Annotated in this window: 11 protein-coding genes; 4 read left to right on the top strand and 7 right to left on the bottom strand. The window is 49.2% G+C overall.

Annotated elements, in window-relative coordinates; all coding sequences use genetic code 11:
* Positions 1 to 67: 67 nt before the first annotated feature.
* Positions 68 to 799 (top strand): MerR family transcriptional regulator, encoded by a 732-nt coding sequence (locus tag NGM66_RS03810; protein WP_208907420.1) that lies wholly within the window; start codon positions 68 to 70, stop codon positions 797 to 799.
* 41 nt (positions 800 to 840) lie between these two features.
* Positions 841 to 1,710, top strand: coding sequence for an arginase family protein (locus NGM66_RS03805; RefSeq protein WP_208907421.1), 870 nt, complete (start codon positions 841 to 843; stop codon positions 1,708 to 1,710).
* A 56-nt stretch (positions 1,711 to 1,766) separates the two neighbouring features.
* Here the strand turns inward: NGM66_RS03805 and NGM66_RS03800 are convergent, their stop codons facing one another.
* The 4 genes from NGM66_RS03800 to NGM66_RS03785 all read right to left on the bottom strand — a co-directional run bounded on the left by NGM66_RS03800 (position 1,767) and on the right by NGM66_RS03785 (position 5,568).
* On the bottom strand, positions 1,767 to 2,495 hold the full coding sequence (locus tag NGM66_RS03800) for an ABC transporter ATP-binding protein (protein WP_208907422.1): 729 nt from the start codon (positions 2,493 to 2,495) through the stop codon (positions 1,767 to 1,769).
* On the bottom strand, positions 2,495 to 3,316 hold the full coding sequence (locus tag NGM66_RS03795) for an ABC transporter permease subunit (protein WP_208907423.1): 822 nt from the start codon (positions 3,314 to 3,316) through the stop codon (positions 2,495 to 2,497). The genes NGM66_RS03800 and NGM66_RS03795 overlap by 1 nt, the downstream gene beginning before the upstream one ends.
* A 228-nt stretch (positions 3,317 to 3,544) precedes the next feature.
* A complete protein-coding gene (locus NGM66_RS03790) occupies positions 3,545 to 4,582 on the bottom strand; it encodes a DUF5776 domain-containing protein (protein WP_208907424.1) in 1,038 nt (345 codons plus the stop codon).
* A gap of 20 nt (positions 4,583 to 4,602) precedes the next feature.
* A complete protein-coding gene (locus tag NGM66_RS03785; RefSeq protein WP_258115396.1) occupies positions 4,603 to 5,568 on the bottom strand; it encodes a C39 family peptidase in 966 nt (321 codons plus the stop codon).
* Positions 5,569 to 5,931: 363 nt separating this feature from the next.
* Here NGM66_RS03785 and NGM66_RS03780 point away from each other — a divergent pair, with 363 nt between their 5' ends.
* Entirely contained in the window at positions 5,932 to 7,218 is a 1,287-nt protein-coding gene (locus NGM66_RS03780; protein ID WP_208907426.1) for a CAP domain-containing protein, read from the top strand.
* A gap of 146 nt (positions 7,219 to 7,364) precedes the next feature.
* On the opposite strand, the gene NGM66_RS03775 is transcribed toward NGM66_RS03780, so the two are convergent.
* The 3 genes from NGM66_RS03775 to NGM66_RS03765 form a co-directional block, all read right to left on the bottom strand.
* Positions 7,365 to 8,540: a mandelate racemase/muconate lactonizing enzyme family protein gene (locus NGM66_RS03775; protein ID WP_208907427.1), complete on the bottom strand. Its 1,176-nt coding sequence runs from the start codon at positions 8,538 to 8,540 to the stop codon at positions 7,365 to 7,367.
* 14 nt (positions 8,541 to 8,554) lie between these two features.
* Positions 8,555 to 10,216 carry a peptide ABC transporter substrate-binding protein gene (locus tag NGM66_RS03770; RefSeq protein WP_245155283.1) on the bottom strand — a complete coding sequence of 554 codons (1,662 nt, stop codon included), beginning with the start codon at positions 10,214 to 10,216 and terminating at the stop codon, positions 8,555 to 8,557.
* 240 nt (positions 10,217 to 10,456) lie between these two features.
* A complete protein-coding gene (locus tag NGM66_RS03765) occupies positions 10,457 to 11,008 on the bottom strand; it encodes a cysteine hydrolase family protein (RefSeq protein WP_208907428.1) in 552 nt (183 codons plus the stop codon).
* A 338-nt stretch (positions 11,009 to 11,346) separates the two neighbouring features.
* Between NGM66_RS03765 and NGM66_RS03760 the strand changes: the two genes are divergently transcribed.
* Positions 11,347 to 11,703 carry a helix-turn-helix domain-containing protein gene (locus NGM66_RS03760; RefSeq protein ID WP_208907429.1) on the top strand — a complete coding sequence of 119 codons (357 nt, stop codon included), beginning with the start codon at positions 11,347 to 11,349 and terminating at the stop codon, positions 11,701 to 11,703.
* Positions 11,704 to 12,004 lie beyond the last annotated feature (301 nt).

Here is a 12,004-nt window from a genome sequence, read left to right as displayed (position 1 = left end):
AATTGGAGAAAATCCTTGCTCATCACGTCGCGTCGCCCGCTATAACTAGAGTCAGGAGGTGAGATTCATGTCAACTTACACGACGGGCGAACTTGCGAAAAGCGCCGGTGTCTCTGTGCGAACGCTTCAGTACTATGATCAAAAAGATGTATTGAAGCCAACGGCTACGACTGATGGTGGCCGGCGCATTTACACCGAGACGGATGCTGAAACACTCAAGCTGATTTTGCTGCTGAAAAGCATGGGCTTGAAGCTGGCGGCAATTCGCAAAATTCTAGCCAGCGATAACGCGCAACCAATTCTAGAGCTCCTGCTGGCAGAACAGGCCAAACGGTTGACCCATGACCGGGACCAAGCGACGGCACAATTGCGGACGGTAACGGCTGTTCAGAAGAGCTTAACCGGTGCGGCAGGAGTGGCCCTCAAATCCATTAAAGACATGGATCGACTGATGAATAATCGACAAGCGTTGAAACGGGTACATGGGCAACTGATCATTGGTGGTTTACTGATGGACGTTTTAGAAGTCGCGGGGTTGGTCTATGCTTGGGTTACCGGCAACTGGTGGGTCTTCGCCGGTGTGATGGCCATCGCCATTGTGGTCGCTGCTGGCCTGAGCCACCACTATTTCCAACGGGTGGCCTACACCTGCCCGCACTGCCACACGACCTTTAAACCACGCTTCTGGCAGGAGTTTTGGGCCGGTCACAGTCCCCGTACGCGCAGACTGACTTGTCCGCACTGTGGGCAAACGGATTACTGCATCGAAGTGTTTGCTGAATCAAGTGAATTGTCCTAAACTGGGACTAGTTAAGTCGTTCACAGAAAGGTGGAATTTTGATGAGTGAGCAACGAACCGTCCGTTTGATTTTGCCGCAATGGCAAGGGGGCGTGAACCCCGATTACCTGTTTGGTGCGCAGTTACTGGCAATTGTCTTGCCGCCAGATGACCAGGCCGAAACGATCCATGTGCCGGTCTCAACGAATCTTGCGGCGAGCCAAACAGCGACCGATGGCGTGGATGGCAAGCCTGTTTTGCTGCAACAGATGGCGGAAACCGAGTCGATTTTAAACGTCAAACAGCCGGACCGCGTGATTACGGCCGGCGGTGACTGCTCCATCTCAGAAGCGCCCTTCGACTACCTCAGCGGCAAGTACGGTGAGCATCTGGGCGTGTTGTGGCTGGACGTGCACCCAGATATTTCGGACCCCAGCACGTCGCAACACGTGCATGAAATGGTTGTGGCCAACCTGTTGGGCAAGGGCGACCCGGACTTCAGTAAGGCCGTGGCCCATCCCATCTTACCACGACAGTTGATGTATGGCGGCTTGGACCATGGTGCGTTGCGACCGATGGATCAGGCGGTGGACACGTTGGGGATTCGTTACGCCACGCCGGAAGACTTGGCCAGTGATAGTCAATCGATCCTTGATTGGTTGGCGGCCGAAAAGATCACGCACTTGGCAGTGCACCTGGACTTGGATGTGCTAACGCCCGCTGATTTCCGGTCGATCTTACCCGCACAACCCCATACGGACGTGAACAATTTCGGGGCTGCGGTTGGCCAGATGGCCTTGCGCCAAATCGTCCGCGTCATGCACGATGTCAGCCAACAGGCCGAGGTCGTCGGCTTCAGCATCGCCGAGCACATGCCGTGGGACGCGATTAATTTGCGGAAGGCGTTGCAGGAAATTTCGATTTTTAAGTAACCAGAAAAAATCCCAGCCACTGGCAACCATGCCAATGTGACTGGGATTTTCGCAACTTATGATTCTACTTTGTCGTGTAAAATAGCTTCCAACACGTCTTCGGCGACCAGGCCGACTTGGCCGGCGTCGTGGCGGTCGGTGGGACCGTTGAACTCGGCGTAGTTGGTCTCGTGTTTCATGACCACGATGCGGTCCGCCATGCGGGCAGCTTCGTTGACGTCGTGGGTAACCAGAACTGTCGTGAGCTGTTGCTGCTCACAGATGCGCAGAATCAGGTCCTGCATTTTCCGGCGGGTCAAGGCGTCTAGGGCACCCAATGGTTCATCGAGCAATAAGACTTGCGGATGTGACATCAAGGCGCGGGCCAAGGCGACCCGTTGCTTTTGCCCACCAGACAATTGGTTCGGGAATTGTTGGGCGAAGTCGTCCAAGTCGACCAGGTGCAAGAGCTTCTTAGCCTCGGCCTGTTGTGTCGCGTCGTGACTCTTGAATGACAGGTTGTCGAGCACCGTCATCCACGGCAATAATCGGTCTTCTTGGAACATCACGCGGATCACGACCGCGGAATCTTCGCGGGATTCGTGGTTGAACAGCACGTGGCCACGCGTTGGGGCTTCCAATCCAGCAATCATCCGCAGCAGCGTACTTTTCCCGCCACCACTCATCCCGACTAGCGCGAGGAATTCGCCGGGTTCGATATTAAAGTTCACGTCGCCCAGGGCAGTGATTTGGCCGTAGTCTTTGCCGATGTGGTCGATGGTGATTTCTGGTTTTGTGGTTGTCATTATTTACTGCTCCTTCCCAGCGTTTGCCAGTCGAGGAAGAGCGTTTCAAAACTCTTGGCGACCAGGTCAGAGATCTTCCCGAGAATGGCGTAGATCACGATACACAAGATGACCGTTTCCATGTCCACGAAGTCCTCGGCGTTGGTTGACATGTAGCCGATTCCCGAGTTGGCAGAAATGGTTTCGGCCACGATCAAGGTGGTCCACATCACCCCTAAGGCGTAACGCACGCCGACCAACACTTGGGGCAGCGCTGCGGGGAAGATGATCTTTTGAAAAAGTTGGCGTTTCGATAAATTGTAGGACTGGCCCATCTCAATCAGGTCGGGGTCGACGTTGCGAATCCCGTTGAATGTGTTGATGTAGACCGGGAACATCGTCCCGATGGCCACCAGGGAGATCTTGGCGGATTCATTGATGCCCAGCCAGATGATGATCAGCGGAATCAACGCCAGATGGGGCACGTTCCGGACCATTTGGATGGATGAGTCAAACAGCAAGCGGGCGGTGTTGGACATCCCGTTGACAAAGCCCAAGATGAACCCCAGGCCACCACCGATGACCAGACCCAGTGTGGCCCGGTACAGGCTGATACTCATGTTCTTTGGCAGTTCGCCGCTTTGCGTCAGCTTGACACCATCCTGTAAGACGGCCCACGGTGAGGGCAAAATATTGGTCGACAGCCAGCCCAGACTACTGCTGAGCTGCCAGACAACGACGACGAGTACGGGAATTAGAAATGGCAAGAACCCTTTAAACGAGAAGGACCGCGTCTTCGGTTTCGGCGGAAGCGCGGGGGATAGGGCAACAGTTTTTTGCATTGAAAAGAGCCTCCTAGGCAGGAATAATCAAAATTAAATGTTGTGGCGGTGCTGAAGATTACCGCCATGCTACCCGTAGTTTACAAGTAATTTCGGGCCACAACTATTGTCGTTTTCTAAGTGTTAAATAAGAATTTCTTAGAAAGGTGGGATGTGGCGACTTTTAGAAAAACCGCCACAACAAAAGCGGCCACCCCACAATTGAGGTGACCGCTGAATTGTTAATGCTTAATGGAATACCCGAGCAATCCCGGCAACGTAAGAGCGTTGACCGTTCTTGATCGGTTGCACCATGATGCGTGGTGGCCAGCTTTCGATGACCTTGCCCTTGCCTAAGTAAAGGGCAACGTGCCAGATGGTGTGGGTGCCTGGTTGATAGTAGAAGACCAGGTCGCCCCGACGTTTGTGACTGTAAGCCACGTGCTGGAACTTCTTGCTAGCCCAGAGGTTGCGGGAGTTCCACTCGTTACCAGGGAAGGCGTGGTGAATCGCGCTGACCGGCCTGGGGTTGATGCCACCGGCGTACAGTGCCTGCATGACCAGTCCGGAGCAGTCTGTGCCGTAGATTGGCTTGGAAGAAGAGCCAACCAGGTATGGATTGCCCTTGTATTTGTAGGCCTGCTTGATCATGGCCTCGACGTGTTCCTTGCGGCCGTTCCAAGCGTGCGCACCCAGTGGGGCCACGTAGGAGTCGATGCTGGTCCAGCTAGACTTGGAGAAGCCCAACTTGACCCAGGTCTTTTCGTTAACGGTCCCAGTGACTTTCAAATGATGTTTGCGTTGGAAATTCTTAACGGCGTAGACCGTAGCCGAATTGTACTTGTTGTAGCCATTGGCCGTGCCCAAACGACGCATGATTTTCCAGGTCTTGATGCCTTCGTAGCCGCGTTTAACGGTGTAGCCGACCTTACCGTAAGGCTTAATTTGTTTGTAGTTCACTTGGTAATACTTCTTGGGGTTCTGGTAGCCCTTGGTCTTGGCAACAAACGCCTTGTTGGCCGTGACGTATTTGCCAGTGTTGGTCTTTAAAACGGGTGCGTGGCCCTTGACCGTGACGACCTTAGAAATCTTGGCGTAGTGGCCCTTGTGAATCGTGGTCACATGGTGCTTCTTAGCCGCGTCCTTGTAGTAGGCGACCGTCTTCTTGACCCGGATGATGCCCGGGTTCTTGGTGTAGTAGTCAGTCTTGGCTTGTGCGGAGGTGGTGACCCCAACACTGGCTAGGCCGGCGATGACGAGTAATGCAGATAGCCAGGTTTTCTTCATGATTTTCGCTCCCCTTTAATTTAATAACTCAATGCCCGATAGGCATCATGTTTGCGGTGATTGTGTAAATTGGCCAACGTCATGCTGGTCTTTTTCTTGGTCCACGGATCGTTGTAGTAGGCCCGCTTACTGCTGTAGCCGGACAAGGTGATGGCGTGATTGACGAAGCCGTCAACGCCTGCCACCCAGATGACCACGGGATGCCCTTGATTGATTTGGCCCTTCATCTTCTTAAATGAGGCGCCGGTCATATTCGTGGCGGACCCGAGGTGCTTCTTCACGGTCGACATGAGGCCCTTGGGATAGATCCACCAGCCAGAGCGTGAGTAGGGACTGCCAACGAAGCCTTTGTTCGGGTTCGAACTACGTGGCATTTCCTTGGCCAATGACATCTTGGTGACCTTGGCGCCGGCGTATTGCAGCATCATGGTCGTCGCCGTGATTTCACAACCGGTCGGCAATTCTGGCCGTTGGGCGATCAATGGAATGTTCAGCCAGCGATAGGATTTGACCGTGCCATTGCGGTGAATCCAGCCGGTCTGGGTGTGCTTGTAGGTAAATTTCAACCAAGTGCCATCACTCATTTTTTCTTCGCGGGTGATGTGGACCTTCAAGTTGGCGTAGTTTCTGCCAGTCGAAATGGCCTTCATGTTCTTGGCTGAGGACTTGGCACCACCGGACTTGTAGACCTTGTAGTTGTGCTTTTGGTTGGTCCCGATTTTGGTGTAATAGTTGACGACCTGCTTGCTCAAGACTTTACGGTAAGTTGGCCTGGGTTTGGGTGTCGACGAAGATGAAGACGACACACTAGATTCCGATTCAGATGACGCAGAAGAGGATTCCTGATTGGACACGCTTTCATCAGTTGTCTTGCTAGTCGTCGTCGCACTGGACGTCGCCGTCTTCGCGTACGCCAAACCGTTGGGAGCAGTGCCCAGTAAAAGCCCCAAACTAAGGGCAGCTAGGCTCCCGATAAACTTTCTCATATAAATTGGCCACCTTTGTATGTATTGATAAGGTATAATACAACTAAATATATGCCCTAACAAGGATTATTTTACTGCTCACAGAACCGGAAAACAACAAAAAATACGATGCTTGTGGGTTTTGCTAGCAGATAAACCGCCTGAATAACGGTTTTTTACAAGCCCCATTTTACCGCTGATGGGGTGCGAAAACAATAGGGATAATGAGAGAAATCCTTGTGATGACGGTATTTGACATGACGTCTATAAGGTGGAATTCAAGGTGTTTTCGTTGGCGAGACACAATAGATTTTCAGCAAAATTATTTGTATAATTAATCATGTTATCAAAATATTTAATACATAGTCATTTGGAGGCATTAATATGAAATTGTATTCGCGAATCATCGCGACTGGCTTGGTCATCCTGGCAGTTGGTAGTATTGGGGGAACAACACCTGCTCAGGCGAAGGTCAGTGGATTGGAATGGGCGTCATCGATGTGGGCGAAACAGTATATTGTGACGAAGGGGCCGATTTACAAGTCGCTAAGTTTAAAAAAGAAGTCCAAAGCCAAACAAAAAATTTTCTGGTCAGACACCATGTATACCTTAAATTTCACCAACGGAAAGCACGCCAGCTATCGTCAGCTGGTTAAAAAGAACGGCCACCTAGTGGGTTACGTTGCCAAGAGTCGCGTTAAAAAGTTAAAGGATAGCGATCACCGGTCCGCAGCTTATAAAAACAAAGTTAAAAAAGCTAAGGCCAAAGCAAAGAAGGCTAAGGCAGCTGAAAAAAAGGCATTCACCACTAGCGAGCGTAAACAGATTGCGACATACCGCCGGCAAGTGAAACAGATTGCCAATACCACCAAGGGGATGTACGCGCAAAAGCCTTCTGTGAAGAGCCATTTTACACCGGGTAAGTTGAGTGCCAAATACGTGAACGCAACAGTCGATTCGATTAACTTTTACCGGAGTATGTATGGGTTGCCACGCGTGACGGCCGATGCCAGCTGGAACACTGAGGCCCAGTATGGTGCAGCGACGTTGGCCGCGGCAGACAAGGGACTGTCTCACGGATTAGTTGGTCTCAATAGACCCAGTTTCGTGTCGACAACCGATTGGCAACGGGGCGTCGATGCAACGAACTCGAGTAATTTGAGCGAGGGATTAGCTAAACCGTACGATAATATTTTAGGGTACGTGAATGACGGCAACAACATGACGACCATAGTTCCAGGACATCGGGAGTGGGTCTTGGGTGGTATCGCTAAAGTTGGCGTTGGTCAGGCCAATGACTATAATGATCTGAAGGTCTTCGGGAGTCACGATGGCAGCTATACACCGTCAACTGTGGCCTTCCCTAAAGCGGGTGTCTTTCCGAAACAGGCCGCGACGGGAACGGTTTGGTCCGTGTCATTTGGTCACGACTTGGGGTCAAATGCCGCGAAACCCACAGTTGAGGTTACGGATAATACGAGTCATAAGAATGTTCATGTTTCTCAAGTGGGTATCAGCGGCGACGCGTACGGCCAGTTTGGGACCACAGTTTATTATCAGCCAGCTGATAGTCAAGTTAAGCGGAACCATACCTACACGATTAAGATTAGCAATATTGCGCATCAGCCAGATATGACTTATAAAACGAAATTGTTTGATTTGAAAAAATAATGGGTAAACGATTATTCCAGCTAAAGTATAGTAAACAAAACGGTCACACCGGAATTTTGGCGTGACCGTTTTGTTAGAATCAAGCAGGAATTAAAAAATAAGCGGATAAATATTTTTGCGAGCTTGTTCATAGGGTTCATAGAGTCCTATTTAATTGTCTCACAGCGAGATTCACGAATGGCTTCATCACCGAGTTCTTGACCGATACCTGGTCGGTTGGAGAACGTGAATTTCCCATGATCTGGTTGTTCTGAATACTTACCAATCCATTGATTATCTGGCTTTAACGCAATTTCGTGTTGTTCGTGAATAAAACAGTTGGGAACGGCTGCTTCAACCTGCAATGCCATGGCAGTGGCAATTGGTGTGCCACAAGTGTGTAGCTGTACGCCAATATCAAATGCTGAAGCCATGTCACAAATTTTCTTGGTTTCGCTGATGCCACCACAGATAGCTACGTCTGGCTGAATGACATCCAGAAGACGACTGGTAATGAAAGGCTGAAAGCCATACCTGGTGGTAATCCGCTCGCCACTTGCAAGGGGCATCGTAGTGACTGCCTTCAATTGTTTGGTGAGTTCTGGACTGAGGGGCGAGCAGGGCTCTTCAAGGTAGAAGATGTTCAGTGGCTCAATCAATGGTAGAAATTGTTTAGCTGAGTTTACATCAAGTCCAGCGTGACACTCAACAATCAAATTAATTTTAGGCCCTACAGCTTCACGAATGGCTTTTAGCCGAGCAACAGGGAGTGCGAGTTCAGCATAGTCCTGTAACCCAATCAATTTCTGACCAAAGTGACCCTGTTCATCGAGCATAAAGGGGTCAATCTTAAGTGTCTGATACCCTTCGGCAACAGCCTTTTGAGCGACCTTGGCGTATTCATCAGGTTGTGACAAATACTTCGTCTCTAGGTGCCAGCCAAATTGTAACTGACTAGCATACGCGGGAATACTTTCTCGGGTTTGGCCGCCTAATAGCTGATAGACTGGAACACCTAACGACTTGCCCTTAATGTCCCAGAGCGCTGTGTCAATCGCACTAACGGCGGCGTAGAAGGTTGTTCCACTACCTTTTCCCCAGAAGGTTCGCTGGTAGAATTGTTGCCAGATTTTTTCAATATTTTGTGGGTTCTGGCCGATAATTAGGTGGGAGAGATCTTTGAGACTCCCCAAGGCGCCGTATTCACCGTCACCGTAGAAGATGCCTGACTCACCGAAGCCACTGATGCCGCTATCGGTATTCACCCGAATGACAATTGGATGCCAAGCGCCATATTGTCGATTCCACTTAACTTGAAAAATATCAACACTCGTAATTTTCATAACGATACAACCTCCTACTTGGTCACGTACATGTACTTGTAGTTCCACTGGGCACCAGTTGTATTGTGCGTAATGCCGTGTAAGGTGGAGCGTTTCAGGTAGTAATTATAGTTTTGATATAACGGGGTTAGTGCCTGTTGATCAGACAGGAGCTTTTCGGCCTGGAGTAGCTTTTGCCAACGACCGGTTGCACTGAGATTATCTGTGGTAGAGTCATCAATTAGCTTATCATAGGTCTTATTTTTCCAACGGCCATAGTTTTGTGGATTATTACTAAGTACTGGCTGAAGAAATTCGATAGGGTCGGCAATATCAGCACCGCGGCCACCTAAATAAGCGTCAAATTGGCCTTCAGTGGCCCGTTGGTAGGCAATCTGGTCGGGGACGTTTTGCAATTTGATGGTCAAGCCAGGAAGGTTCTTTTCAGCGTTGGCCTTGATCAGTTCTGCTAGCTTACTGGACGTGTCACCGGTTGAAGTCATCAGGGTAAATTTGAGTGAATTGATGCTGAGTTGTGCTAGTCCTTTTTTCCAATAGGATTTAGCTAACTTAGTATCGTACTTGACGCTTTGACCGCCATCCTGAAGTTTTGCAAAGTCTTGATTTTTGGCATTATAGCCGAGATAGCGTGTCACAACGCCGGTTGGTTCGAGCCCAGAACCGTGCAACAGGTCCGTCACGATTTGTTTGCGATTGATGGTTAGCGAAATGGCCTTGCGGATATTAACGTTACTGAAAGCTTTTTTCAGCTGGGCATCCGTAGAAGCTTGATTGTAGATTAAATAATTCATGTAAGAGTAAGGACCAGCATAGAGTTGCTTACTGTTCTTGAAGTTTTGATACTGATCACTGGTTAGAATGGTGAAATCAAGTTTTTTGGCTTGATAGAGATTCAGACTAGTCTGGGCATCCGCTTCAAAGAACATGTTGATGCGGTGCATTTTGACTTGGTCTTTATCCCAATACTTGTTATTTTTTACAAATGACCAGGTAGTCCCTTGTGGCTTCCAATTTGTCATGTTGTATGGACCAGAAAAGACGACTTTTTCTGGCGTCGTACCGTAGTCTTTGCCGTACTTATCGACAATCTTTTTATCTTGCGGCGAGAAGGCTTGATAAGTCATCAACTTATTAAAGTAGGCAATCGGATGATCCAAGGTGACCACCAAAGTGTGATCGTCGGTAGCCTTAGCCCCTAACTTGCTGACGGGAAGCTTGCCAGCGTTAATGGCCATAGCATTCTTAATCCCCTTAAATAGATAGGGATGCAGAGACTTCGTGCTGGGCTTCAATGAGCGTTGCCAAGAATAAACAAAGCTTTGTGCCGTGATGGGATCGCCATTGCTGAAAGTAGCACCCTGACGGATTTTGAACGTGTAAGTCTTACCATCTTTAGAGACAGTTGACTTAGTTGCTAGGGCAGGTGCGACCTGATGCTGTTTATTCAAATAAAATAAACTATCAAACATATTGCCGGCTTGGTCGAACCCGCGGGACTTAGAAATATCCAATGTTGAGATAACGAAGTTGGCAGAGATGTTGGTCGTCCGAACCAGTTTCTGTGGTGAATCAGCGGAAGAGGACTTAGACCCACACCCGGCAAGCGTCACCAAAAGAGCCATAGCCGTGACCACCACAGTCACTGGCTTATGACGATATAAACTAAAATGTCTCATAATAAACCTCCAATAAAAAGTATTAACCAAACCATCCTTAAAAGTGTTATTCTTAAAGATGGAACCGATACCATTATACTCATAACTTTGTGAATTCGACAATCTTTATTTGCGATTAAACAATGTATGTATCTCCAAAACACTGGCTTAATAAAAGACTGAGTGTACTTGCCCAGCCAAATTACAGTAAACAAAACGGTCACGCCAAAATGCTGGTGTGGCCGTTCTTTTAGAATGTGGTTAAATCAATTTTGCGCCTAAACAAGTCTTGAAGTGATTCAATGCCCAAGCGTGACCGGCGGGGTCGAAGCTGGCGACGGCATTTTGGGGGATGATGAGGCGATAGCCCAGGTTGTAGGCGTCCACGGCCGTATGCAGCACGCAAATGTCCGTGCAGACACCAGTCAGAATCAATGTGTCTACGTGGCGCTCGCGCAGGCGTAGATCGAGGTCAGTGCCGGCAAAGGAACTGTAGCGGGTCTTGTCGAATTGCCAGACGTCATCAGCTTTTTGGTTGGTCTCGTACCAGTCTTTGAGCGGCCCAAATAGTTCCCGACCCCAGCTGCCGCGAACGTTGTGTTGTGGAAAGAGCTTGGTCTCGGGATGGTAGGGGTCATTGGGTGTGTGCACGTCGGTGGGCAACAGAACCCAACCGTCCTGTTTGTGGGTTTCCTCGGCCAATTGGACGATTTTGGGCGCCAAGGCCTGTCCTGGTTGCCCGCAGGTTAAACTCCCCTGGTCCGCTACAAAATCATTGGTATAGTCGATGATCAACAATGCTTGATTTGTCATGAAAATTCCCCCATTTTCAGTTGTTTCCACTAGTATGCCGAAGCCGGGTGGGGAAGTCAAAGGATTATGTTATTCGATTTATTTGTAAAACTAACTGATTAGGCATCGCGCCATACGTTTAAAACGACTGTGGAATCTGGAATTCAGTGTCAGCTGTAAAGACAGAGCTGGATTGGAGGTGCTTCGTCTAAAATCCCTGTAGCGGCAGGCTCGCAACCTGCTTTGCAACCGTGACGGGCGCAACTCGCTCGGGCAAAGTGCAGGTTGTTTGGTGCAATTCGCTAGTTTGCCTGTGAAATCTGGGGTACGATTAAGCTAAATTAAAGGGGATGAGAAGCATGGAAAATGTCTTCAGTCAGCAGCTCGTCAAATTACGACGACAGCAAAATTTGTCACAGGAACAGCTAGCGCGTGAACTCTTTGTTTCGCGACAGTCTATTTCGAAATGGGAACAGGGTACAACGACGCCGGATCTGGATACGGTCGTCAAATTGGCGAATCTTCTGCAGGTCGATCTCAACGAGTTGGTAGGTGGTCAAACGACCATGGCCCAGTCCCAATCAGCTGAATCACACAGTGTGTTACCGGAAGGACAGCGACCGATGAATGGCTGGGAGTTCCTTTCTAAAAATTGGTGGATGATTTTTCCGCTGTTGGTTGCTCTGGGTTGGGTCGTAGCGATGTTTCAGCATTAATTTAGAAATGTTCCTGTAGTGTAAGCACCTAATAACTGACCGTATTGAAATATAAATTAAAAAGAGATGGACCGTCCTCGGCTTTTGAGGATGGGCCATCTCTTCCATGCCTGAAGCGGCTATTACATTGAGTTCTTCGCGGTTATCAAGTCCCGATTGATAAAATTCTATGGTAAATAAGTTTCCAGATCGTCCTTTTTCGCAAAGTCTGGGAGTTGTGGCACTTTGTTTAATAGGTAAGTCATGTAATCACCATCGCCTGGCACATTCGTAAACTATGTATGGATAATAAATTACCATT

It is taken from the genome of Levilactobacillus yiduensis (assembly GCF_024718525.1).
Taxonomy (GTDB): Bacteria; Bacillota; Bacilli; order Lactobacillales; family Lactobacillaceae; genus Levilactobacillus; species Levilactobacillus yiduensis.
This window is presented reverse-complemented; position numbering and strand designations above follow the sequence as displayed.